Below are 22,115 nucleotides of genomic sequence, written 5' to 3'. Positions count from 1 at the left end.
ATGCGGGAAAACCGCAGGCACCTGGCTATGGCCCCATGTACCCTGTCTCCAGGGCCACGGCCCAGTCGGCAAAGCCGCGGCTGCGCGCCAGTTGCGCCATGGGGCGGTGGTCGTAGGGCACGCTGATGAGTGCGACGCTCCAACCTCGTGCGGTGCGCTCGGCGAGGGCGTAGCGTGCGTCGGGCGAGCCGGTTTCGATGCGATGCAGACAGGGGCTGTCGTCCTCGAACGCGGGCAGGCCCACGCTGCCGGGGTTGACGATCCATTGCCCTGCCGCGGTGCGCACCGCGCGCGGTAAATGCGTATGGCCGCAGGCGACGAATGCGGCGCGCTCTGCGCCCAGCCGCTGCGCGATTTCGCTCGGGCTGGCGAGCCGCACGGCGCCGCCGGGCAGCACGGTTTCGAGCAGGTAGCTGCAGTTGTGCTGTGGTGTGGCGTGGCAGAAGAACAGGTCGGCTTCGCGCAGCGTTGCGGGCAACGTGCGCAGCCAGGCGAGCTCTTGCGCGCCGAGCTGCGCATGGGCGCAGGCGTCGGGCGGGGCGAGCTGCGCCGGGCTTTGTTCGATCAGGTTGCGGTCGTGGTTGCCGGCCACCGCGGGCCAGCCTTGGGCCTGCAGGAACTGCGCCGTCTCGCGCGCGAGCAAGGGCCCGGAGAGGCTGTCGCCCAGGTTCACCACCAGATCGGCGCCGCGGCGGCGCAGGTCGGCGTGCACGGCCTCGAGCGCGGGCAGATTGCCGTGGATGTCGGACACGAGGGCGATGCGGATGCGGGTCATGGGCGGGCTCTTGCAGTCTCGACGGTGGCGGGTGGGTGGCGTCAGGCGGCTTGGGGGTGCTTGTCCGCCTCGGAGGTGAAGGCGTCGGCGTAGAACTCCTCGGGCGGCAGGCCGCGCTCGGCGCAGTAGGCAGTGCGCGCCGATTCGACCACGATGGGTGCGCCGCAGGCATAGACCTGGTGGCCCGAGAGGTCGGCAAAGTCGTCGAGCACGGCTTGGTGCACGAAGCCGGTGCGGCCGCTCCAGCCGTCTTCGGGCAGCGCGTCCGAAACCACGGGCACGTAGCGCAGCTGCGGCATCTCGGCCTGGCGCGCGCGCACCCAGTCGTCGAGGTACAAATCGACCGGCCGGCGCCCGCCCCAGTAGAGCGTGACGGGGCGCGTGCTGCCCAAGTGTTGTAGCCGTTCGATGATGGCCTTGATGGGCGCAAAGCCCGTGCCCGAGGCCAGCAAGATGATGGGCTTGCCAGAATCCTCGCGCAGGTAAAAGCTCCCGAACGGCCCCTCGGCGCGCAGGATGTCTTTTTCTTTGAGGGTGTGAAAGACCTGCTCGGTAAAGTGGCCGCCGGGCATGAGGCGGATGTGCAGCTCGACGTGCGGCGGCGTGCCCAGCGTGTGCGGAGCGTTCGCCATCGAGTACGCGCGGCGCAGGCCCCCGGGCAGCAGAAATTCGAGGTATTGGCCCGCGTGGTAGCGCAGCGGCTCGGCCGCGGGCAGCTGTAGGCGCAGCAGCATCACGTCGGGTGATTTTTTCTCGAGCGCGGCTACGCGCACGGGCATTTTCTTGATCGGAAAGGCGCTTTCGTCGGTGACCTGGCGCGATTCGAGCACCACGTCGCTGCGCGGTTGCGCACAGCAGGTCAGGACGAAGCCCGCGGCCTCTTCGGCGGCGCTCAGGGCCTTGTCCTGGTGCGGGCCATGCACGACGCTGCCGCTGAGCTTTTTGCACTTGCACGAGCCGCAGGCGCCGTCTTTGCAGCCGTAGGGCAGGCCCACGCCGGCGCGGATCGCGGCGTTCAAAATCGTTTCGTCCGCCTGCGCGGAAAAGCGCCGGCCGCTGGGTTGCACGGTGATCTGGTACGAGGCTGGGGTCGTCATGATGTGGGGTGATCCTCGGGAACATGGGACAGGTTGCTGGGGCAAGATTGTGCCGTGGCCTCTCCAAATTTGACCTTTTCCTACTGATCACCGCTGCCATGCAAAGACTTGCCATTTTCCGCCCCATGGGCGCGCTGCCCGCGCGTTTTCGCCGTGCGCGGCTGTTGATCGTGGGCTGCGGAGACGTGGGTCTGCGCGTGGTGCGTGCCTTGCGCAGTGAGGTGGTCGGCGCGCAGCGGGGCGCGACGCCGCAGGCCGGGGCGCCGCGCCTGCGTGTGCTGGCGCTGACTTCGAGCCCGCAGCGCGTGGCCGAGCTGCGCGCGCAAGGCATTACGCCCTTGCTCGGCAACCTCGACGCGCCGGCCACGCTGCGCCGCCTCGCGGGTTTGGCCACGCACGTGCTGCACCTCGCGCCGCCGCCTGCCGCGGGCGCTGCGGCGGCCTGCTGGAGCGATCCGCGCACCGAGGCATTGGTGCGCGTGCTGCGGCTGCGCACGCCGCCGCGGGCGCTCGTCTATGCCTCGACGAGCGGCGTGTACGGCGACTGCGCGGGCGCCTGGGTGCGCGAGACGCGCCCGCTGGCGCCGGCCACGGCGCGTGCGCAGCGCCGCGCGAATGCCGAGCGCGCAGTGCGGCATCTGGGCCGCGCCGGGGTGCGCACGAGCATTTTGCGCATTCCGGGCATCTATGCCCCCGACCGCGCAGGCGGCACGCCCGAGGCACGGCTGCGCAAGGGCACGCCCGCGCTCGCGCCGCAGGACGACGTGTTCACCAACCACATCCACGCCGACGACCTCGCGCGCGCCTGCCTCGCGGCACTGTGGCGCGGCCGGCCGCAGCGCGCCTACCATGTGTGCGACCTGCAGCCGATGAAGATGGGCGACTATTTCGACCTTGCCGCAGACCTGTACGGCCTGCCGCGCCCGCCGCGCTTGGCGCGCAGTGCGGCGCAGGAACAACTGCCACCGCTGCTGCTGAGCTTCATGAGCGAATCGCGCCGCCTCGACAACCGGCGCCTGCGGCACGAGCTGCGCCTGCGGCTGCGCTACCCCACCGTGGCCGAGGGTTTGCGCGCCAGGTAGCGGCAATGGGCGCGATGACCGCAGGCGGATTTTTCGGAGTTTGGCGCCGTTTTGTGCGCCAAGCCTTATCTGTATTGCGCAAGCAGCTTCGTTATCAGTAGCATCAACGCGGTACCGGATACACGTTGCCTTTGCCATCCCAGCAGCGGAACACGTCGCACTGGAAGGCTCCGCCGGGTTTTTGCGGCGGCGTTGGCGATGGCTCGGGGTGGTTGGGGCGGTAACCTGGGCGGCGCTGCGGCACGACGATCACCGGCGGCACGCTGGGTTCGGAGCGCAAGGCGCGCGCCTTTTCCACTTCGGCGTAGCCTTCGGGGCCGAGGCAGTCCAGATCCATCTGGCGCTGCGCGGCTTCGAGGCGCGCCTGGTCTTCGTAAGTGCTGCCCAGGCTGCTGGCCAGCACGTCGAGGTTGCGCCGCGAGCGTGCGCAGGCTGCCGAATGGGCGTAGTCGTGCGCGCTGGGTTGGGCGGCTTGCGCGGCGCGCTTGCGCTCACGTTCTTCCAGGGCCTTTTGCCGCTCCTCCTGGGCCTGGGCGGCGGATTCGGCCTGCAATTGCTGCTGCTTGCGCTGCAGCGCCTCGGCGGCCTGGGCGCGCTCGCGGGCGATCTCTTCGGGCGTCTTGCGCGGCTCCACCTCGCGCACGCTGCTGCCGCTGGGGCAGGCGTCGTTGGTGTAGGTGACCGCGCCCGTGCGCGCATCGGTGCAGCGCAGCACCTGGGCGTGCAGAGCCGACGGGGACAGCAAATGCGTCGCGCAGACCAGCGCGAAAGCAAGACGCCCCATGGGTGCCGCCGCAACCGCACGCGGCTGTGGCAGGGGGGGCGAAAGATGCGCAGCAGGCATGGCGCCGCTCGGCAGGTGTGGGCAGAGGGCTTGGGTGGCTCAGCCTCGCGCGCTGAGCACGCGGCGTATGGTTTCGGCCAGTTCCTGTGCGGCGAACTTTGCCACGTAGCCGTCCGCGCCCACGCTGCGCACGTGGTCTTCGTTCGCGCTGCCTGACAACGAGGAATGGATCACCACGGGAATCCCCGCAAAGCGCGGGTCTTGCTTGATGTTGCGCGTGAGCGTGAAGCCGTCCATCTCGGGCATTTCGAGGTCGGTGAGTACCAGCGCCACCTTGTCGCGCGCGCTCTTGCCCTCGGCTTCGGCGCTTTGGGCGATGGCGTTGAGTCGCTCCCAGGCTTCTTTGCCGGATTTGGTGATTTCGTGAGGCGCGTGCAGCAGTTGCAGCTCCTGCTCGATGAGCGAGCGCGCGACGAAGGAGTCGTCCGCCGCGAGCACGATGGTGCCGGGCGGCAATTGCAGCCGCTCGCCCACCTGGCTCGGGTTCACGTCTGCCGTCGCGCTGGGTGCAACCATTTGCAAGATCGCTTCGACGTCGAGCACTTGCGCCAGGCGTGATCCATCCTGGTTGCCGTCGAGCCGCGCGATGCTGGTCACGAGCTTGCCCGCGGCGCCGCTGGCCTCGGCCGAAAGCACCTGCTTCCAGTCGAGGCGCACGATGTCTTCGACCGACTCGACGGCGAAAGCCTGGGTGCTGCGTGCGTATTCGGTCACGAGCAGGATGTTGAGCTTTTCGGGCGTGCAGCCGACGATGGCGGGCAGGTCGTACACGGGGATGACCTGCCCGCGCAGGTTCACCACGCCCAGCGCGTAGGGCGAGGCCCCGGCGATCGGCGTGATCTCGGGCATGGCCACGATCTCGCGGATTTTGAACACGTTGATGCCGAACAGCTCGGACTGGCCGAGCACCTTGTCCTTGCCCAGCTTGAACAACAACAGCTCGAACTGGTTCGAGCTGGTCAGGTGGGTGCGCTCGTCAACTTCCTGCTGCACGTTTGTCATGGCGGTCCTTTGCGGAATCTGTCACAGACGGAAACAAATAGGGAGAAGTCGCGATTCTAGTGCGCACCCTGGTCGTTCCCAATGTGAAGCTATGTATTTGATAGCTTCATGCGCTTTCAGGACAATGGCTCATGGCCAAAAAGATCTTCATCATCGGCGCGTGGATGGCAGCGGACGAGGTTCAGTTCGCAAACGCCGCAATGCCCGTTTGCGCGCGGCCCAGGATCAGCGCGTGGATGTCGTGTGTGCCCTCGTAGGTGTTGACCACTTCTAGGTTCACGAGGTGGCGCGCTACGCCGAATTCGTCGCTGATGCCGTTGCCGCCCAGCATGTCGCGCGCCATGCGGGCGATGTCCAGTGCCTTACCGCAGTTGTTGCGCTTGATGATGGAAGTGGCCTCGACCGAAGCCGTGCCTTCGTCCTTCATGCGGCCCATGCGCAGGCAGGCTTGCAGGCCCAGGGCGATCTCGGTCTGCATGTCGGCGAGCTTTTTCTGGATCAGCTGGTTGGCCGCGAGCGGGCGGCCGAACTGCTTGCGGTCCAGCGTGTATTGGCGTGCCGTGTGCCAGCAGAACTCGGCCGCGCCCAGCGCACCCCAGGCGATACCGTAGCGTGCGCTATTGAGGCAGGTGAACGGCCCTTTGAGGCCCTGTACGGTGGGGAAGGCGTTTTCTTCGGGCACGAACACGTCGTCCATGCGGATCTCGCCCGTGACCGAGGTGCGCAGCCCCACCTTGCCATGGATGGCGGGCGCGCTCAGTCCCTTGAAGCCTTTTTCGAGCACGAAGCCGCGGATCGGGCCCACGGCGCCGCTTTCGCTGACCTCCTTGGCCCAGACCACGAACACGTCGGCCACGGGGCTGTTCGTGATCCACATCTTGCTGCCCTTGAGACGATAGCCACCCGCGACCTTGGTCGCACGCGTGGCCATGCTGCCGGGGTCGGAGCCGTGGTCGGGCTCGGTCAGGCCGAAGCAGCCAATCCACTCACCGCGCGCGAGCTTGGGCAGGTATTTCTGCTTTTGCGCCTCGGTGCCGAATTCGTGGATGGGCACCATCACGAGCGAGCTTTGCACGCTGGCCATGGAGCGGTAGCCCGAGTCGATGCGCTCGATTTCGCGCGCGATCAGGCCGTAGGCCACGTAATTCAGCCCCGGCCCGCCATACTGCTCGGGGATGGTGGGGCCGAGCAGGCCGACCTCGCCCATCTCGCGGAAGATGCTGGTGTCCATTTTTTCGTGCCGGAAGGCTTCGAGCACGCGCGGCGCGAGCTTGTCGCGGCAGTACGACGCGGCGGCATCGCGCACCATGCGCTCGTCAGCGCTGAGTTGCTGCTCGAGCAAAAAAGGATCGTCCCAGTGGAAGGGGGCATTGGCCATGAGCTCTCCAGAAAAAAGCGGTTTTTTACGAAGTGCACATGATAGGCCCGACGCTGCCCGCAGCAGCCTGTTTCAGCAGGGAACATGCCCCGCGCCATGGCATTACCTATGGCATTACCCATGGCGTTACGCTTGGGGTGGCGAAAAGGGCACCCCAAGCGCGAAGGCGAAAGCGCTCAGCGCGCGGCGCGCTTGTGCGATTCGCGTGCCGCATGCGGCACGAAAGCCTTGCCACGGCCGGCACCGCCGGGTGCCGCAGCGGGCCTGGAGCCGGAAAAATCGCCGAAGCCGGACTTGCGGCCGTAGCCTTCGCCGTCGCGGCGCGGGCCGAAGGAGCGCGGGGCAAAATCATCACGCGCAAAATCGCTACGCTTGCCGCGGCCGCCACCGTAGCCGCTGCCCTCGCGGGCCCGCCCGCCCGAAGCGCCGCCACGCCGTCCCTCTTGCCCCTTGCCACCGAACGAGCGGCCCGCTTGGGGAGCGCGCTGCGTGGGCTCCAGGCCGGGGATCACGGCGGCCTGGAAGGGTTGGCGGCTGTAGTTTTCGATGTCGAAAATCTTGCGCCGGTCGCGGAATTCGGCAAAGGTCACGGCCAGGCCGTCGCGCCCGGCGCGGCCCGTGCGGCCGATGCGGTGCGTGTAGTCCTCGGCCTTCATGGGCAGGCCGAAGTTGAACACGTGCGTGATGCTGGGCACGTCGATGCCGCGTGCGGCCACGTCGGTGGCCACGAGGATCTGCACCTGGCCCTTGCGCAGCGCCATCAGGCGGCGGTTGCGCAGGCCCTGGCTCAGCGCGCCGTGCAAGGCCACGGCAGAAAAGCCCTCTTGCTGCAGGTCGTTGGCAAGGCCGTCGCACTCGATCTGGGTGCTCGCGAACACGATGGCCTGCTCGATCGCCGGGTGGCGCAGCCAGTGGTCGAGCAGCTGGCGCTTGTGCTGGGCGTTGTCGGCCCAGTAGAGCTTTTGCTCGATGTTGGCGTGCTTTTCCTGCGGCGTGTCGATTTGCACCTTTTGCATCGAGGCGCCGCCGTCGTGCATCACGCGCAGGGCGAGCTGCTGGATGCGCGGCGCAAAGGTGGCGCTGAACATCATGGTTTGCCGGCGCTGCGCGGTGAGCTGGTGGATTTCGGCGAGGTCGTCGGCAAAGCCCAGGTCGAGCATGCGGTCGGCCTCGTCGACGACGAGGAACTGCACCTGATCGAGCTTGAGCTGCTGCGAGCGCTGCAAGTCGAGCAGGCGCCCGGGCGTGGCGACGACGAGGTTGGCGTTTTGCAGTCGGGCGATCTGCATCTGGTAAGGCATGCCGCCCACCACGCTGGCCACGCGCAGGCCGCGGCAGTGCTTGACGAGGTCGATCGCGTCATTGGCGACTTGCTGGGCCAGCTCGCGCGTGGGGCACAGCACGAGCGCGCCGGGCGTGGCGGCCTTGAAGTTGCGCGGGTCGGTGGGGTTTTTGCGCTTGGCGCGCCGCGGGGCGTCCTCACCGCGCGCGGCAGCGGTATGGGCGGCGTCTGCAGCGGTGCGCTCCTGTGCGGCGCGGGCTTCGGCCTGCTGGCGCAGCAGCGTGTGCAGCACGGGCAGCAGGAAGGCGGCGGTCTTGCCGCTGCCCGTCTGGCTCGACACCATCAGGTCGATGAAGCCCATGGCAGCAGCGCCATTGCCCATGGCGAGCGGAATGGTTTTTTGCTGCACGGCGGTGGGCGCGGTGTAGCCCAGCTCAGCCACGGCCTGCAGCAGTTCGGGCGCGAGGCCCAGCGCGGCAAAGCCGTTTTCGGGCGTGGACTCGCTTGCCAAGGCTGCGGCAGAGGGAGAGACGGGGGCGGAGATGGGGGAAACGGGGGCGTGCTCGCCCCGCACTTGCGAAGTGTCGGTCATGGACGGATTCTTTATAAAAAACAATAGCAAGCGCAGCTTGCTACGGCTTCACGGGTGGTTAAAAACATCCACCTTCAAACGAAGCCTGCGCGCAATGAGAGAGCCGGGTTGGCGCCGGCTGGGTAGCGCGAGGGTGGGCACATTCGCAAATGCGGTGGGGCTGCGCGTCGCCTGGCTGTGCAATGAATGCAGCAGGCGCCTTGACAGCAGCACGGCATGTACCGGCCCGGGAGTGTGAGGGGAGATGCAACAAAACTGCCCAGGCGCTGTACCTGGGCAGGGGCGCGATTATGGCACGGCTGGGAATTTTCTGCAGGAAAAATTTGCGCGCATTCACGGCCATTCACACGCGCAAGAAATGCGTGCGGTAGTGCGCGAGCTCGTCGATCGATTCGTGTACGTCGGCGAGTGCGGTGTGTTTTTGCGCTTTTTTGAAGCTCTCGTAGGCCTCGGGCTTCCAGCGCTTGGCGAGTTCCTTGAGGGTGCTCACGTCCACGTTGCGGTAGTGGAAAAAGCGCTCGAGCTTGGGCATGTAGCGCACCAGAAAGCGCCTGTCCTGGCCGATGCTGTTGCCGCACATGGGCACCTTGCCCTTGGGCGCGTAGTGGCTCAAAAAGGCCAGCAGCTGGCGTTCGGCTTCGGCCTCGGTGATCGTGGAGGCGCGCACGCGCGCGATCAGGCCGCTTTTGCCGTGCGTGCCCTTGTTCCATTTGTCCATGCGCTCGAGCACGGCGTCTTCCTGGTGGATCGCAAACACGGGGCCTTCGACGCGCGGCGCAAGGTCGGGGCCGGTGACGACGACGGCGATTTCGAGCAGGCGGTCGGTGTCGGGCTCGAGGCCCGTCATTTCGCAGTCCAGCCAGACCAGGTTCTGGTCGGACTTGGGCAGCGCTGCGGGGGCGGTGGCGTCCGCGGCAGCGGCGGGAACGAGGCTGGCGGTGGGGCCGGGGGCTTTGGGGGCTTGAGGGGCTTGGGACATGGCGCCGATTTTCCGCGCAAACTGCCCGTAAACTCCCGGCGCATGATAGGCCACGACGCATTTTCCCCTTCGCTCGCGTTCACGCTGGTGTTTGCCCTGGCGCTGTGTGTGCAGCTTTTGCTCAAGTTCTGGCTGGCCACGCGGCAGATGCGCCACGTGGCGCGCCACCGCGCGCAGGTGCCGCCGCCTTTTGTCGGGCGCATTCCGCTGGCTGCGCACCAGAAGGCGGCCGACTACACCTTGGCCAAGGGGCGGCTGGGCCTGCTCGAGATTGCGCTGAATACGGCCGTGGTGCTGGGCTGGACGCTGCTGGGCGGGCTGGACGCGCTCAACCAGGCGCTGCTCGCGCTCGTGGGCGAGCGCGGCGGCGGGCTGCTGCAGCAACTGGCGTTGCTTGCGGTGTTTACGCTCATCAACGGCGTGATCGATTTGCCGCTCACGCTCTACCAGACGTTCGTGATCGAGCAGCGCTTTGGCTTCAACCGCATGACACTGCGCTTGTGGCTGGCCGACTTGCTCAAGTCCACCCTCGTGGGCGCGCTGCTGGGCTTGCCGCTGGCGGCGGCGGTGCTGTGGCTCATGGGCGCTGCGGGCACGCTGTGGTGGCTGTGGGCCTGGGCGCTGTGGATGGGCTTCAATCTGCTGCTCATGGTGCTGTACCCGATGGTGATTGCGCCGCTTTTCAACAAGTTCACGCCACTTGCGGACGAGGCGCTCAGGCAGCGCATCACGGCCTTGCTCGCGCGCTGCGGTTTTGCCGCCAAGGGCTTGTTCGTGATGGACGGCAGCCGCCGCAGCGCGCATGCGAACGCCTACTTCACCGGCCTGGGCGCGGCCAAGCGCGTGGTGTTTTTCGACACCTTGCTGCAGCGGCTCACGCCCGACGAGATCGAGGCCGTGCTCGCGCACGAGCTCGGGCATTTCAAGCACCACCATATCGGCAAGCGCATGGCGGCCCTGTTTGCCATGAGCCTGGCGGGTTTTGCGCTGCTGGGCTGGCTCGCGACGCAGCCGTGGTTTTACACGGGATTGGGTGTGCGCCCGAACTTCCTGCTCGCCCCTGGCAGCCAGGTGCCCAACGACGCTCTGGCATTGCTGCTGTTTGCCTTGGTGGTGCCGGTGTTCGGCTACTTTTTCGCGCCGCTGTGGGCCGGGCTTTCGCGCCGCCACGAGTTCGAGGCCGACGCTTACGCCGCCGCCCAGGCGAGCGGCGCGGCGCTGGCTTCGGCGCTGCTCAAACTGCACGAGGACAACGCCTCCACGCTCACGCCCGATCCGCTCTATGTGCGCTTTTACTACTCGCACCCGCCGGCCGTGGAGCGCCTCGCGCGGCTGCCTGCGCCCGCCGCGAGTTCATGAACCAAAATGCCATTTTATGCAGACGTATCAAACGCCAGTAGCTAATGAAAAAGTAGCAAGGCAAAAGGTTTGCCATGTCTGAGCCCGGCGCCTTGCAGCAGGGGCTGGTCGTCGCGGGCCATGGCCGGCATTGCTGGGTCGAGGGTGCGGACGGCGTGCGCCGCCTGTGCCACCCGCGCGGCAAGAAAAACCTCGCGGTGGTGGGCGACCGCGTGCTCTGGCAGCCCGCGCCGGGCCAGGGGCAGGAGGGCAGCATCGAGCAGGTGCTGCCGCGGCGCAACCTGTTGTACCGGCAGGACGAGCTGCGCACCAAGTCATTTGCCGCGAACCTCGACCAGGTGCTGATCCTGATCGCGGCCGAGCCGGTGTTTTCCGAAAGCCAGCTCGCGCGCGCGCTGATCGCCGCCGAGGCCGCGCAAATCCGGCCGCTGATCGTGCTCAACAAGAGCGACCTGGCCGAGCCCTTTGCGCGCGCCTGGGAGCGGCTGCTGCCGTATCGCACGATGAAAGACCCGGATGCGCCGGGCGAGCCGGGAGAGGGCGGCGCACCGCGCTACCCCGTGCTGGCGCTGTCGCTCACCACGCAGCCGCCCGAGGCCGTGCGCGCGCTCTTGATGCCGTATCTGGAGGGCCGCACCACGCTGGTGCTCGGCCCCTCGGGCGCGGGCAAGAGCACGCTCGTGAACCTGCTCGTGCCCGGCGCGCGGGCGCTCACGGGTGAGGTGTCGCAGGCGCTGAATTCGGGCAAGCACACCACCACGAGCACCAGCTGGTACTGGGTCGATGGCGGCGGCGACGGCGCACGCCGCACGGCTTTGATCGATTCGCCGGGCTTTCAGGAGTTCGGCCTGCAGCACATCGCGCCCATGCAGCTGGCGGCCTGCATGCCCGACATCGCCGCGCACGCCGGGGCGTGCAAGTTCCACAACTGCAGCCACTTGCACGAGCCCGGCTGCGGCGTTTTGCAAGCCGTTGGGCGCGCGGGCCCCGATGGAATCAGCCCGAGCCGCTACAAAATCTATAAAGACCTGTTTGCCGAGCTGAGCCGGCGGCGGTACTGAGACGGCGCCAAGAGCGGTGGCGCTGGCCTCACGCGGCTTCCAGCGTGGCATCGAGCCAGCCGCGCAGGCTGTTCAAGAACGCCCAGGCTTCGACGCGCGGCAGGTCTTGCCGGCGCAGCACGGCTTCTTGCAGCTGGCCCGACTGCAGGGCGAGTGCGCGCGCCACGCCGGGCAGCAGGCCGCACTCGGCCGCGGGCGTGAGCCAGCGCCCTGCAATGCGCACGGCGACGTTGCCGCGTGTGCATTCGGTGAGTTCGTCCGCCGTGTTCCACAACACGGTGTCGAAAACATCCGGCTGTGTGGGCGCGAGGGCTTCGTAGTGGGCGCGGCGCGTGGTCTTGTAGCGCACGAAGGCGCCGAGCGTGGGGCTGAGCGCCTCGACCAAGGGTTGCGTGGCCAGTTGCAGGCGCACGGGCTGCGCGGTGGGCGCAAGAGGGTAGGCCTGCGCGCTCGGCCGGCCTGCGGCGTCCAGCAGCAGGCGCACGCGCCACAGGTCCTGCGGGTGGCGCTGCGCGAGCGTCTGCAGGCATTGCTCGACCTCTGCGGCACGCCAGGGGTAGCCGAAATGCGCCGCCGCCGCGGCCATGCGCGCGAGGTGCTGTGCGGCATGGCGCAGCGTGCCCTCGTGCAAGGCCAGGGTTTCGAGCAGGGCCAAGGGCTCCTGCGGGCCGGTGCTGGAAGCCGGGCCCGTGGGGTGGGCTGTGGGGTGGGTGGTTTCTGGCGTCGGGTTCACGGTCATCGGGTGTTTTCGGGGTCGGGCACGGAATGCGCTCCGGCAGGGCTTTTGGCGGCCGGGCTGCAGCCGGTCAGAAAGGCGCGTTTGTGCTGCCATTCCTGCCATTCGCCTTCTGCCGTAGCGTCGGCCGTGATGCCGCTGCCTATGCCGCAGCGGGCCTCGCCGGCGCGCAGTACCACGGTGCGTATGGCGACGTTGAAGGTGGCGTGGATGCCGCCGTCCGCCGTGTTTGCGGGGCGCACCACGCCGATCGCGCCGCAGTAGATGCCGCGCGGGCCGGGCTCGAGCGCGCGGATGATCTGCATGGCGCGCACCTTGGGCGCCCCGGTGACCGAGCCGCACGGAAACAACGCGGCAAAGACGTCTGCCAGGCCGGTGCCGGGCCTGGTGCGCGCCTGCACGTCGGAGGTCATCTGCCACACGCTGGGCAGCGCCTCGGTGCGAAACAGCGCCGGCACCTGCACGCTGTGCGGCTCGGCGATGCGCGAAAGGTCGTTGCGCAGCAAGTCCACGATCATCACGTTCTCGGCGCGCTCCTTGGGTGATGCGCGCAGCGCCGCGGCCCGTGCGGCGTCTTCGGCGGGCGTGGTGCCGCGCGCGGCCGTGCCTTTCATGGGGCGGGTCAGGATGCGCGTGCCCTGCCAGTCGAAGAACAGTTCGGGCGAGACGGAAAGGACTTGTTCTTCGCCCGCGTCCAGCCAGGCCGCATAGCCGCCGGGCTGGGCGCGCTGCAGCGCGGCGAACAGTGCACGTGCGGCGCTGCGCGTGGTGGTGGGCGATGCAGCGGACGAAGCCGTGGACGATGTGCTCAGACCTGCGGCCCCCTGCCAGCGGCCGCGCAGCTGCGCCGTGAGGTTGATCTGGTAGCTTTCACCGCGTGCAATGGCCTGCGCGATGGCTGCAAATGCTTGGTCGAAGGCGGCACGCTCTGGCAGGTGCTGCCAGTGCAGCGCGGGTGGATGTGCCGGCGTGGCAGGGTGCGCCACCTGCGCCGGCCAGGGCAGAGGCGCGTCGTGCACGGCAAACCAGGCCAGCGGCCCGTCGGCGGCGTGCGTGGTCAGGGCGGCATCGAAAGCGGGCGCTGCCTCGTAGCGCACGAAGCCCACGCACCAGGCGCCCTGCTGCGCCGCCGCCTGCACGGCCGCGAGCACGGCGCGCACCTCGTCGGGTGTCCGTGCCACCCACAGTGCGCGCGGCGTGGCAAAGGCATGGCGCAGCCGCGGCGCCGCTGCATCGTACGGGTTGGCAAAGTCGATCAGTGCGCTGAAATTTTGGGTCAAAAAGGCCTCTGGTGCAGCATGGATGAGCGCTGATAGCTACTCAAAAAATAGCGTTTGTAGGCGCATGCTCAGGCCCCCGGCGCGCCGGGGTAGCTCACGGCGAGCCCCGCGCGTGCATCCTGCTGGATCGAATACTGCGGGAAGGGGTAGCGCAGACCGTTTTTCGCCAGCGCGTGCATGCCCTCGATGGCGCGCGGCAGGTATTCCGGCGGCAGGGCCATGAGCATTTCGTCGTCGAGCACGCCGCCGTAGCGCCGCTCGGCAAAGCAGGGGATGGACAGGCTGGGCGTGCGCTGCGCGAGCGCGCGGCCCCAGGAGTCGGCGCAGGCCGACTCGCCCACCACGCTCCAGTCGAACTTCTGGTAGCCCGACCACTGCAGGCCGTTGATGAAATACATCATCGCGCCCGGCGTGGCGTAAAACAGCGCGATGTCGGGCGTGCCCAGCCTGCCCGAGGCCAGCGGCGATACCGCGAGCGCCTCATACATGCCGTCGGGCACGCAGTGCATGGCCTGCTGGTGGCGCGTGGCGTCTTCGAGCGTTTTGTACCACACACCCACCATTTGCTCGCCCGACTGCCACTGCGCATCCTTGGCGCGCCCCAGGCCGACCACGGCGCGGCACTGTGCGCCCACGAGGTCGTCGGCGCACACGCCCACCGTCCAGCCCAGGCGCGCGGCCTGCGCGACGATCTGGTCCATGGTGTGGATGGCCTTGGGGCGGCGGATTTTCGGGATCGCCTCCATCTGCGCACGTTCACGAAACAGCTTCATGCCGAAAGGCGTGGCGCGCAGCTTCAAAAGCCGCTCGAGTTCGGCCGCGATCGCAGCCCAGTCGGTGGTCGTCTCCATGTGTCGTCTCCTTGCAAGATAAAAAATGGGTGCGTGAGGCCCGCTTTGGCTGCGGTGGTGGCCTAACAACAAACCTAACTATCGTTTGGCAGCCCTATATAATGCCCCAGCCTTTCATCAACCATGCGCCGCGTGCGCCAGGAGTCAATTATGGATCTCGACCTCAAAGGAAAATCAGTCATCGTCACCGGCGGCGGCTCCAACATCGGCCGCGCCATCGTGCTCGCTTTTGCGGGCGAAGGCGCGCATGTCACCATTGGCGACATCGACACCGCCCAGGCTGAAAAGACGGCAGAGTTCGCGCGCACGCTGGGCGCGGCCTCGGCGCAGGTGGTCAAGACCGACGTGACCCAGTTCGACCAGGTGGGCGCGCTGTTCAAGGCCGCGATGGACAAGCACGGCCGGGTCGATGTGCTGGTCAACAACGTGGGCTGGGATCAGCTGATGTTCTTCACCCAGACCACGCCCGAGTTCTGGCGCAAGGTCATCGACATCAACTACGTCGGCGTGCTCAACTGCACCAAGCATGCGCTCGACATCATGATCAAGCAAAACAGCGGCGCCATCGTCTCGATCAGCTCCGACGCGAGCCGCCAGGGCGAGCCACGCGAAGCCGTGTACGGCGGCGTCAAGGCCGCGGTCAACAGCTTCATGAAAACCATCGCGAAAGAAAACGGCCGCTATGGCATCCGCTGCAACGTGGTCTGCCCGGGCGTGACCATTCCTTCGTCGGCCGACGAAGTCGGCGGCAACAGCATGTGGACGCACGCCGAGAGCATGTTCACGCCCGAGCAACTCGAAAAAGTCGCCAAGGCCCTGCCGCTGCGCAAAGTGGGGCGCCCGCAGGACATCGCCAACGCCGTGGTTTTCATGGCCTCGAACAAGGCAGCGGGCCATGTCACAGGCCAGGTGCTGTCGGTGTCGGGCGGCTACAGCATGATCGGCTGAAATCGAAATTCCGGAAAACACAGACATGAGCTATACCGACATCGTTTACGAAGAGCGCGAGCAGATCGCCTACATCGCCATCAACCGTCCTGAGGTCATGAACGCCTTTCGCGGCCAGACCGTGGAAGAGATGATCCAGGCCATGACGAAGGCCGGCTGGGACAAAAACATCGCCGCGATCGTGCTCACGGGCACGGGCGACCGCGCGTTTTGCACCGGCGGCGACCAATCGGCGCACTCGGGGCAGTACGACGGCCGCGGCACCGCGGGCCTACCCATCGAAGAGCTGCACAGCGCCATCCGCGACGTGCCCAAACCCGTGATCGCGCGCGTGCAGGGCTACGCCATCGGTGGCGGTAACGTGCTCGCCACGCTGTGCGACATGACCATCGCCTCCGAAAAAGCCGTGTTCGGTCAGGTCGGCCCCAAGGTCGGCTCGGTCGATCCGGGCTGGGGCACGGCCTACCTCGCACACGTCGTGGGCGAGAAAAAGGCGCGCGAAATCTGGTACATGTGCCGCCGCTACAACGCGCAGGAAGCGCTCGCGATGGGCCTGTGCAACGTCGTCGTGCCGCACGACCAGCTCGACGCCGAAGTGACCAAGTGGGGACGCGAGCTGGTGGAAAAGAGTCCCACGGCGATCGCGATTGCCAAGCGCTCGTTCAACGCCTCGACCGAGCACATCCGCGGCATCGGCAGCCTGGGCATGCAGGCGCTGAGCCTGTACTACAACACCGACGAGTCGAAAGAAGGCGTGCGCGCGTTCCTCGAAAAGCGCAAGCCCGACTTCCGCAAGTGGGTCAAGTGAGCGCCCTCCGGTTTTATTGAGAAAATGCGGCACATTCCCGCATGGGGTCTGCCGCAGGCGCTATGATTTTGAGGTGGGTCTGAACCCCGATCCATGTTTCCACGGGATGGACATTTTCATGAACGACAAATCCGCCTCGAAATCTGCCGGCCACGATCTGGACGGCAACGCCACGCGCGAGCGCATCCTGCTCGAAGCGGCGCGCCTGTTCCGCCAGCATGGCTACGCCGCCACCACCTTGCGTGAAGTGGCCGACGCAGCGGGCGTGAAGGCTGGCAGCATCTATTACCACTTCGAATCCAAAGAGCAAATCCTTGGCGAGGTGCTCGACAAGGGCATCAAAATCGTCTATGAGACGGTGCGCGCGCGCATAGACGCCTTGCCCAAGGACGCACCCTGGCGCGACCGCATCGCGGCGGGCATCGAAGGGCATTTGTGGGGCATGCTGCACCACGGCGATTTCACCTCGGCCAACATGCGCATCTATGGCCAGATTCCCGAGAGTGCCAAAGCCAAGCATCGCGTGGTGCGGCGCGAATATGCCGATTATTGGGACCAGCTGCTGCAATCAGCGCTGGCCGCCGGCGAATTGCGCGCGGACGCTTCGACGACCATCATTCGCCTTTTCGTCATCGGCGCCTTGAACTGGACGGTGGAGTGGTACAACCCCGAGCGCGGTTCGTTTCAAGACTTCGCGCGGCAGATCACGGCCATCATTTTCGATGGCATCCTCGTACATGAAAAAAGCCTGGGCACTCAATAAGGCCAGCGCTTCGTTTCCACGCACACGACAAGGGGCCCCGGTGGGCCCCTTGTCGTTGCAGCAAGCAGCAACGGGCTTGTGCGTTCGGTCAGCGCTTGAACGCAAGCAAAGACTGCAACTCGCCCGACTCGTACATCTCCATCATGATGTCCGAGCCGCCGATGAACTCGCCTTTGACGTAGAGCTGCGGAATGGTGGGCCAGTGGCTGTACTCCTTGATGCCCTGGCGTATGGCTTCGTCTTCGAGCACGTTGACGGTGGTCAGGCGCTGCGGATCGACGCCGCAGGCCTTGAGGATCTGGATCGCGCGGCCCGAGAAGCCGCACATGGGAAAGCTCGCCGTGCCTTTCATGAAAAGCACGATGTCGTTGGACTTGACGAGGTCGTCGATGCGTTGCTGGGTGTCGGTCATGGGGTGGAATCCTGTAAATCAGAGAGATGCGCAATTATTTCATCGACGGCCTTCTGGGATGGTGCCTGGCCGATTTGCTTGTGCTGGTATAGGGACATGGCTTTACAGGCAGCAGATAGCAAGTCCGACTCGGGTTCGGCATTGAAATAGGAGCGCTGTCGATTTTGGGTTCTCAGGGCGGCAGACGGCCGCCGCTGCAGCGCTCGTGCCCGCCGAGGTCGCATTTCGATTGCACCTGCACCAAGCCCTGCGCGTGCAGCAACTGACGCACGGCGCGGGCCTGGTCCCAGCCGTGTTCGAGCAGCAGCCAGCCACCGGGCGCCAGGTGCCGTGGCGCGTCGGCAACGATGCGGCGCAGGTCGTCCAGCCCTTGCGCGCCGCTGACCAGCGCCTGCGAGGGCTCGTGGCGCAGCGTGGGCAGGTGCGGGTCGTCTGCGGCGATGTAGGGCGGGTTGGCGACGATGAGGTCGAAGCTGCCGCGCACGCCTTCGAGCCAATCGCTTTGCATGAATTGCACGGGCAGCGCGAGGCGCCGCGCGTTGGCCTGGGCTACGGCGAGCGCGTCGGCGCTCGCATCGACGGCGAGCACCTGCGCGTCGGGGCGCTGGTGCTGCAGCGCGAGGGCGATCGCGCCGCTGCCCGTGCCCAAATCGAGCACGCGCGGCGCGGCGCGGCCCGCGAGCACTTCGAGCGCCCAATCGACGAGCACCTCGGTGTCGGGGCGCGGGTCGAGCACGCGCGCGTCTATGGCGAGCGGCAGGCCGTAAAACTCCTTCACGCCGGTGAGGTAGGCCACGGGCTCGCCCGCGGCGCGGCGCCGGCACAGCGCGGCAAAGTGCGCGAGGCGGGCGGCGGGCAGCGGGTCGCGGTCGTGCGCGAGCAGCCAGGCGCGGTCGCTGGCGGGGTGGCCCAGCGCGTGCAGCAGCAGCACCTGCGCGTCCAGCCGCGCGAGCCCGAGCGCCTGCGCCCAGGCGAGCGCGGCGGCGGGCGTGGGCGGCGTGATGGCTCCTGAATCAATAGCCCCCAGCGCTTGATGCACCTGCGCTAGTGGCTGATTTGGCTTGAAATCCTGCATGGCAGCATCGTGCGTCATCAGGCCGCGCCCACGGCTTCGAGTTCGGCCAGTTGCTCGGCCTCGCGCGCGTGCGCGAGCGCTTGCAGCAGTTCGTCGAGGTCGCCGTCCATGATCGCCGGCAGCTTGTAGAGCGTGAGGTTGATGCGGTGGTCGGTCACGCGCCCCTGCGGGAAGTTGTAGGTGCGGATGCGGTCGCTGCGGTCGCCGCTGCCGATCAGGCCCTTGCGCGTGGCGGCGTCCTTGGCGGCGCGCTCGCTGCGTTCCTTTTCCTGGATGCGCGCCTGCAGCACTTGCAGGGCCTTGGCCTTGTTGCGGTGCTGGCTGCGGTCGTCCTGGCATTCGGCGACGATGCCCGTGGGCAGGTGCGTGATGCGCACCGCGGAGTCGGTCTTGTTGATGTGCTGGCCGCCGGCGCCGCTCGCGCGGAAGGTGTCTATGCGCAGGTCTGCCGGGTTGATCTGCACCGCCTGCGCTTCATCGGGCTCGGGCAGCACGGCGACGGTGCAGGCGCTGGTGTGGATGCGCCCCTGCGTCTCGGTCACGGGCACGCGCTGCACGCGGTGGCCGCCCGACTCGAAGCGCAGCGCGCCATAGGCATGGTCGCCCTCGATGCGCAGCACGATTTCCTTGTAGCCGCCGAGCTCGCTTTCATGGGCGCTCATGATCTCGACCCTCCAGCCTTTGCTGGCCGCGTAGCGCGTGTACATGCGCGCGAGGTCGGCCGCGAACAGCGCCGACTCGTCGCCGCCGGTGCCCGCGCGGATTTCGAGATAGGCGTTGCGCGCGTCGTCGGGGTCTTTGGGCAACAGCAGGCGTTGCAGCTCGGCTTCGAGTTGCGCGATATCGGCCTCGGCGGCGGTGATTTCTTCTTGCGCCATCTCGGCGAGCTCGGCCTGCGCGGGGTCGGCAAGCAGCGCGCGCGCCTCGGCCAGGTCGGCCTCACGCTGGCGCAAGCGCGCGTAGCGGCCCGCGATCTGCGTGACTTCGGCATGCTCGCGCGAGAGCAGGCGGTATTGCGCCATGTCGGCCATGATGTCTTCGCGCGAGAGCAGAAAGTCGAGCTCGGCCAGGCGCTGGGCGTAGCGCTCGAGCTGGTGGCGGAGAAAGGGTTTCATGCAGGGAATATTCTTGTGCTATTTGCGTGATAGCTGCTTGCGCTTGCTGCGCAAGCGTTGGAGGCCATTTTGGCTTGAAAATGGAGGAGGGGGCGCGGGGGGCGCACCAGCAGGCAGGGCCGCTACAGGCTGCTCTTGCTTTGCGAGCGCAAAAAGAGGCGCGCCACGGTCTGCGCCGTCTGCGCGCGCGTGGCGGCGTCGCCCGCGTGCAGCTCGGCCAGCGCGCCGTGCAGCATTTTTTGCGTGAGGCCGCGCGCCAGGCCCTCGAGCACGGCGTCCAGGTCTTCGCCCTTGGCCAGGCGCTTTTTGGCGCGCGCGAGTTCGACAGCGCGCCATTCGTCGGCCTGGGTGTTGAGCTGCTGGATCAGCGGCACCACGCCGCGCGTGGGGTTGCGCTGCTCGAGCCAGCGCTGGAAGCTCTGCACGCCCGCGTCGATGATGGCCTCGGCCTGCGCGACGGCGGCCTGGCGCTGCGCCTGGCCGGTCTGCACCACGCTCGCCAGGTCATCGACGGTGTAGAGGTACACGTCGCCAAGCTGCTTGACCTCGGGCTCGATGTCGCGCGGCACGGCCAGATCGACCATGAACATGGGGCGGTGGCGGCGTTTTTTGAGCGCGCGCTCGACTGCGCCCAGGCCGATGATGGGCAGGCTGCTCGCAGTGCAGCTCACGATGGCGTCGAACTCGTGCAGGCGCTCGGGCAGGTCGGCCAGGCGCAGCGCCTCGCCGCCAAAGCGCGTGGCAAGCTGCTCGCCGCGCTCCAGCGTGCGGTTGGCGATGGCGATGGCGCGCGGGTTTTTCGCGGCAAAGTGCGTTGCCGCGAGCGTGATCATCTCGCCCGCACCGACGAACAGCACGCGGATTTTTGCCAGGTCTTCGAACAGCTGCCCCGCCAGGCGCACCGCCGCCGCGGCCATGCTGATGCTGTGCGCGCCGATTTCGGTGGAGCTGCGCACCTCCTTGGCGACGGCAAAGCTGCGCTGAAAGAGCTGGTTCAGCGTGCTGCCCAGCGCGCCCGCGGACTCGGCGGCGCGCACGGCGTCTTTCAGCTGGCCGAGGATCTGCGCCTCGCCCAGCACCATGGAGTCGAGCCCGCTCGCGACGCGAAAGGCGTGGCGCGCGGCCAGGGCGTCCTCGTAGGCGTAGATGTGTGTGCGCAGCAGTTCGGGGCGCACGCCGCCGCTGTGTGCGAGCCAGTCCAGCGTGTGCTCGAGCGCGGGTTGCTCGGCGGCGCAGTAGATCTCGGTGCGGTTGCAGGTGGAGAGCAACGCGGTTTCGACCTGCGGATGGGGCCCCGAGCCCGCGAGCGTCTGGCGCAGGCTGTGCAACGTGGGCGCGATCTGGTCGAGCGCAAACGCAAAGCGGCCGCGCAGATCGAGCGGCGCAGTGGTGTGGTTGATGCCCAGGGCCCAGACTGCCATGGTGGCGGATTATAAAATTCGCGCCCGCCAAGCCGCATCCCCCAATGCCTTGCCCGAGCGCGCTGACTGCGCTGTATGTGCAAAAGGCTTGATGCCGATCAATTTTCCATGTCCCTGCTCGCCGCCCTCGACCATTTGCTGAACTTCCTTGCGCCCGCCGCGGGCGTGGCGCTGCTGCTCGTCGCGGGGACGCGGATTTTGATGCGAAAAAGGCCGCCAGCGCTCTCGTGGCGTGCGCAGGTAGCTATCCTTTTCGCAGTAGGCGCGACCGTGCTCGTGGCCGGGCTGGTGCTGCTCGGGCGCGACGGCAAGATGCTCACCTACGGCGCACTGGTGCTCGCTTGCGCGAGCAGCCAGTGGCTGGTGTTGCGCGGCTGAACGCCTCGGGGCGCGCGCGGCAACCATCCATGTGCCGTGCCGTGCTGGGGCACCGCGCTGCGCGACAATGCGCCCCATGGACACCAGCGCACACGGCATCTCCCGCACGCAGCTGTTGCAAGCCTTCGACGGCCTGCTGCAGCCCGAGCGATTCAAGGACTACGGCCCCAACGGCTTGCAGGTCGAGGGCAGGGCGCAGATCTGCCACATCGTGAGCGGCGTCACCGCGAGCCGGGCGCTGATCGAGGCCGCGATCGCCGCGCGCGCCGACGCGATCTTCGTGCACCACGGCCTGTTCTGGCGCGGGCAGGACGGGCGCGTCACGGGCTGGATGAAGCAGCGCCTGCAATTGCTGCTCGCGCACGACATCAACCTGTTCGCCTACCACCTGCCGCTGGATGCGCACGCCGAGCTCGGCAACAACGTGCGCCTCGGGCACGAGCTCGGATGGAGGCCCCTGGCGCGCTTTGGCGAGCAAGACCTCGGCTGCGTCGCCGCCGTGCACTACGCTGATGTGCAGGCGCTGGCCGGCCACGTCGCGCAGGTGTTGCGCCACCCCGTGACGCTGGTGCCGCCGGGCCCTGGCGCCGAGGCGGCAGAGCCGATTACGCGCGTCGCATGGTGCACGGGCGGCGCGCAGAGCTATTTCGAGGCCGCCGTCGCCGCCGGAGCCCAGGCTTTCGTGACGGGCGAAATCTCCGAGCCGCAGGCGCACCTGGCGCGTGAGCTCGGCGTGGCCTACCTCGCCGCGGGCCACCACGCGACCGAGCGCTACGGCGCACCGGCCGTGGCCGCGCATGTCGCCCAGCAATGGGGCCTCGCGCACAGCTTCATCGACATCGACAATCCGGCATGAAGAGTGCTTCATAAAGAGTAG

The 22,115-nt window shown here is 67.5% G+C and carries 20 protein-coding genes and 2 pseudogenes; 8 read left to right on the top strand and 14 right to left on the bottom strand.

Translation table 11 applies throughout. The annotated features are described in order from the left end of the window. Positions 1-25 precede the first annotated feature (25 nt). A complete protein-coding gene (locus DFR45_RS01695) occupies positions 26-775 on the bottom strand; it encodes a metallophosphoesterase family protein (RefSeq protein WP_338324290.1) in 750 nt (249 codons plus the stop codon). A 41-nt stretch (positions 776-816) separates the two neighbouring features. Then, the gene (locus tag DFR45_RS01690; protein WP_114481956.1) at positions 817-1,872 is read right to left on the bottom strand and encodes a CDP-6-deoxy-delta-3,4-glucoseen reductase; all 1,056 of its coding nucleotides are present in this window, start codon (positions 1,870-1,872) and stop codon (positions 817-819) included. Between the two features lie 98 nt (positions 1,873-1,970). Between DFR45_RS01690 and DFR45_RS01685 the strand changes: the two genes are divergently transcribed. Beyond that, on the top strand, positions 1,971-2,954 hold the full coding sequence (locus DFR45_RS01685) for an NAD-dependent epimerase/dehydratase family protein (protein WP_114481955.1): 984 nt from the start codon (positions 1,971-1,973) through the stop codon (positions 2,952-2,954). 103 nt (positions 2,955-3,057) lie between these two features. On the opposite strand, the gene DFR45_RS01680 is transcribed toward DFR45_RS01685, so the two are convergent. The 5 genes from DFR45_RS01680 to orn all read right to left on the bottom strand — a co-directional run bounded on the left by DFR45_RS01680 (position 3,058) and on the right by orn (position 9,031). Further along, entirely contained in the window at positions 3,058-3,738 is a 681-nt protein-coding gene (locus DFR45_RS01680; protein ID WP_114481954.1) for a DUF4124 domain-containing protein, read from the bottom strand. A 99-nt stretch (positions 3,739-3,837) separates the two neighbouring features. Next, positions 3,838-4,800, bottom strand: a complete 963-nt coding sequence (locus DFR45_RS01675; protein ID WP_114481953.1) for a chemotaxis protein — start codon at positions 4,798-4,800, stop codon at positions 3,838-3,840. Positions 4,801-4,981: 181 nt separating this feature from the next. Beyond that, positions 4,982-6,178, bottom strand: coding sequence for an acyl-CoA dehydrogenase (locus DFR45_RS01670; protein ID WP_114481952.1), 1,197 nt, complete (start codon positions 6,176-6,178; stop codon positions 4,982-4,984). Positions 6,179-6,354: 176 nt separating this feature from the next. Further along, positions 6,355-8,052, bottom strand: coding sequence for a DEAD/DEAH box helicase (locus tag DFR45_RS01665; RefSeq protein WP_114481951.1), 1,698 nt, complete (start codon positions 8,050-8,052; stop codon positions 6,355-6,357). A gap of 343 nt (positions 8,053-8,395) precedes the next feature. Beyond that, entirely contained in the window at positions 8,396-9,031 is a 636-nt protein-coding gene (gene orn / locus DFR45_RS01660) for an oligoribonuclease (RefSeq protein WP_114481950.1), read from the bottom strand. A gap of 42 nt (positions 9,032-9,073) precedes the next feature. Here orn and DFR45_RS01655 point away from each other — a divergent pair, with 42 nt between their 5' ends. Beyond that, a complete protein-coding gene (locus tag DFR45_RS01655; protein ID WP_114481949.1) occupies positions 9,074-10,390 on the top strand; it encodes a M48 family metallopeptidase in 1,317 nt (438 codons plus the stop codon). Between the two features lie 74 nt (positions 10,391-10,464). Beyond that, positions 10,465-11,451 (top strand): ribosome small subunit-dependent GTPase A, encoded by a 987-nt coding sequence (gene rsgA, locus DFR45_RS01650; protein WP_114481948.1) that lies wholly within the window; start codon positions 10,465-10,467, stop codon positions 11,449-11,451. Positions 11,452-11,479: 28 nt separating this feature from the next. Here rsgA and DFR45_RS01645 read toward each other — a convergent pair. The 3 genes and pseudogenes from DFR45_RS01645 to DFR45_RS01635 all read right to left on the bottom strand — a co-directional run. Then, positions 11,480-12,118, bottom strand: a pseudogene (locus DFR45_RS01645) (aminotransferase class IV); the annotation flags it as partial. A 135-nt stretch (positions 12,119-12,253) separates the two neighbouring features. Further along, positions 12,254-13,467 (bottom strand): annotated as a pseudogene (locus DFR45_RS01640) (chorismate-binding protein); the annotation flags it as partial. A 68-nt stretch (positions 13,468-13,535) separates the two neighbouring features. Then, positions 13,536-14,318 (bottom strand): DUF169 domain-containing protein, encoded by a 783-nt coding sequence (locus tag DFR45_RS01635; RefSeq protein WP_114481945.1) that lies wholly within the window; start codon positions 14,316-14,318, stop codon positions 13,536-13,538. 150 nt (positions 14,319-14,468) lie between these two features. Between DFR45_RS01635 and DFR45_RS01630 the strand changes: the two genes are divergently transcribed. From DFR45_RS01630 to DFR45_RS01620, 3 genes are all read left to right on the top strand, one after another. Next, on the top strand, positions 14,469-15,266 hold the full coding sequence (locus tag DFR45_RS01630) for an SDR family NAD(P)-dependent oxidoreductase (RefSeq protein ID WP_114481944.1): 798 nt from the start codon (positions 14,469-14,471) through the stop codon (positions 15,264-15,266). 25 nt (positions 15,267-15,291) lie between these two features. Then, positions 15,292-16,074 carry a 2-ketocyclohexanecarboxyl-CoA hydrolase gene (badI, locus tag DFR45_RS01625; protein ID WP_114481943.1) on the top strand — a complete coding sequence of 261 codons (783 nt, stop codon included), beginning with the start codon at positions 15,292-15,294 and terminating at the stop codon, positions 16,072-16,074. 118 nt (positions 16,075-16,192) lie between these two features. After that, the gene (locus DFR45_RS01620) at positions 16,193-16,837 is read left to right on the top strand and encodes a TetR/AcrR family transcriptional regulator (protein ID WP_114482191.1); all 645 of its coding nucleotides are present in this window, start codon (positions 16,193-16,195) and stop codon (positions 16,835-16,837) included. Positions 16,838-16,925: 88 nt separating this feature from the next. Here the strand turns inward: DFR45_RS01620 and grxD are convergent, their stop codons facing one another. The 4 genes from grxD to hemA form a co-directional block, all read right to left on the bottom strand. Continuing rightward, positions 16,926-17,249 carry a Grx4 family monothiol glutaredoxin gene (gene grxD, locus DFR45_RS01615; RefSeq protein WP_114481942.1) on the bottom strand — a complete coding sequence of 108 codons (324 nt, stop codon included), beginning with the start codon at positions 17,247-17,249 and terminating at the stop codon, positions 16,926-16,928. 172 nt (positions 17,250-17,421) lie between these two features. Then, complete coding sequence (gene prmC, locus DFR45_RS01610; protein ID WP_421782261.1) at positions 17,422-18,342, bottom strand: peptide chain release factor N(5)-glutamine methyltransferase; 921 nt, start codon at positions 18,340-18,342, stop codon at positions 17,422-17,424. Then, complete coding sequence (gene prfA, locus DFR45_RS01605; RefSeq protein ID WP_114481941.1) at positions 18,342-19,439, bottom strand: peptide chain release factor 1; 1,098 nt, start codon at positions 19,437-19,439, stop codon at positions 18,342-18,344. The genes prmC and prfA overlap by 1 nt, the downstream gene beginning before the upstream one ends. Positions 19,440-19,561: 122 nt before the next feature. Beyond that, positions 19,562-20,860 carry a glutamyl-tRNA reductase gene (gene hemA, locus DFR45_RS01600; protein ID WP_114481940.1) on the bottom strand — a complete coding sequence of 433 codons (1,299 nt, stop codon included), beginning with the start codon at positions 20,858-20,860 and terminating at the stop codon, positions 19,562-19,564. 108 nt (positions 20,861-20,968) lie between these two features. On the opposite strand from hemA, the gene DFR45_RS01595 reads away from it, so the two are divergent. Continuing rightward, positions 20,969-21,238 (top strand): hypothetical protein, encoded by a 270-nt coding sequence (locus tag DFR45_RS01595; RefSeq protein ID WP_114481939.1) that lies wholly within the window; start codon positions 20,969-20,971, stop codon positions 21,236-21,238. Positions 21,239-21,314: 76 nt separating this feature from the next. Beyond that, the gene (locus DFR45_RS01590; RefSeq protein WP_241659378.1) at positions 21,315-22,094 is read left to right on the top strand and encodes a Nif3-like dinuclear metal center hexameric protein; all 780 of its coding nucleotides are present in this window, start codon (positions 21,315-21,317) and stop codon (positions 22,092-22,094) included. The last annotated feature ends 21 nt before the right edge of the window (positions 22,095-22,115 follow it).

The organism is Extensimonas vulgaris (genome assembly GCF_003337425.1).
Lineage (GTDB): Bacteria > Pseudomonadota > Gammaproteobacteria > Burkholderiales > Burkholderiaceae_C > Extensimonas > Extensimonas vulgaris.
Note: the sequence above shows the minus strand (reverse complement) of the source record. Positions and strands in the feature narration are given on the sequence as shown.

Coding starts and splice junctions, on each gene's coding strand:
- DFR45_RS01630 (WP_114481944.1), top strand. CDS start 14,469: ATGGATCTCGACCTCAAAGGAAAATCAGTCATCGTCACCGGCGGCGGC.
- hemA (WP_114481940.1), bottom strand. CDS start 20,860: ATGGCAGTCTGGGCCCTGGGCATCAACCACACCACTGCGCCGCTCGAT.
- rsgA (WP_114481948.1), top strand. CDS start 10,465: ATGTCTGAGCCCGGCGCCTTGCAGCAGGGGCTGGTCGTCGCGGGCCAT.
- grxD (WP_114481942.1), bottom strand. CDS start 17,249: ATGACCGACACCCAGCAACGCATCGACGACCTCGTCAAGTCCAACGAC.
- DFR45_RS01670 (WP_114481952.1), bottom strand. CDS start 6,178: ATGGCCAATGCCCCCTTCCACTGGGACGATCCTTTTTTGCTCGAGCAG.
- DFR45_RS01695 (WP_338324290.1), bottom strand. CDS start 775: ATGACCCGCATCCGCATCGCCCTCGTGTCCGACATCCACGGCAATCTG.
- badI (WP_114481943.1), top strand. CDS start 15,292: ATGAGCTATACCGACATCGTTTACGAAGAGCGCGAGCAGATCGCCTAC.
- prmC (WP_421782261.1), bottom strand. CDS start 18,342: ATGACGCACGATGCTGCCATGCAGGATTTCAAGCCAAATCAGCCACTA.
- DFR45_RS01635 (WP_114481945.1), bottom strand. CDS start 14,318: ATGGAGACGACCACCGACTGGGCTGCGATCGCGGCCGAACTCGAGCGG.
- DFR45_RS01595 (WP_114481939.1), top strand. CDS start 20,969: ATGTCCCTGCTCGCCGCCCTCGACCATTTGCTGAACTTCCTTGCGCCC.
- prfA (WP_114481941.1), bottom strand. CDS start 19,439: ATGAAACCCTTTCTCCGCCACCAGCTCGAGCGCTACGCCCAGCGCCTG.
- orn (WP_114481950.1), bottom strand. CDS start 9,031: ATGTCCCAAGCCCCTCAAGCCCCCAAAGCCCCCGGCCCCACCGCCAGC.
- DFR45_RS01620 (WP_114482191.1), top strand. CDS start 16,193: ATGAACGACAAATCCGCCTCGAAATCTGCCGGCCACGATCTGGACGGC.
- DFR45_RS01665 (WP_114481951.1), bottom strand. CDS start 8,052: ATGACCGACACTTCGCAAGTGCGGGGCGAGCACGCCCCCGTTTCCCCC.
- DFR45_RS01675 (WP_114481953.1), bottom strand. CDS start 4,800: ATGACAAACGTGCAGCAGGAAGTTGACGAGCGCACCCACCTGACCAGC.
- DFR45_RS01690 (WP_114481956.1), bottom strand. CDS start 1,872: ATGACGACCCCAGCCTCGTACCAGATCACCGTGCAACCCAGCGGCCGG.
- DFR45_RS01685 (WP_114481955.1), top strand. CDS start 1,971: ATGCAAAGACTTGCCATTTTCCGCCCCATGGGCGCGCTGCCCGCGCGT.
- DFR45_RS01590 (WP_241659378.1), top strand. CDS start 21,315: ATGGACACCAGCGCACACGGCATCTCCCGCACGCAGCTGTTGCAAGCC.
- DFR45_RS01680 (WP_114481954.1), bottom strand. CDS start 3,738: ATGGGGCGTCTTGCTTTCGCGCTGGTCTGCGCGACGCATTTGCTGTCC.
- DFR45_RS01655 (WP_114481949.1), top strand. CDS start 9,074: ATGATAGGCCACGACGCATTTTCCCCTTCGCTCGCGTTCACGCTGGTG.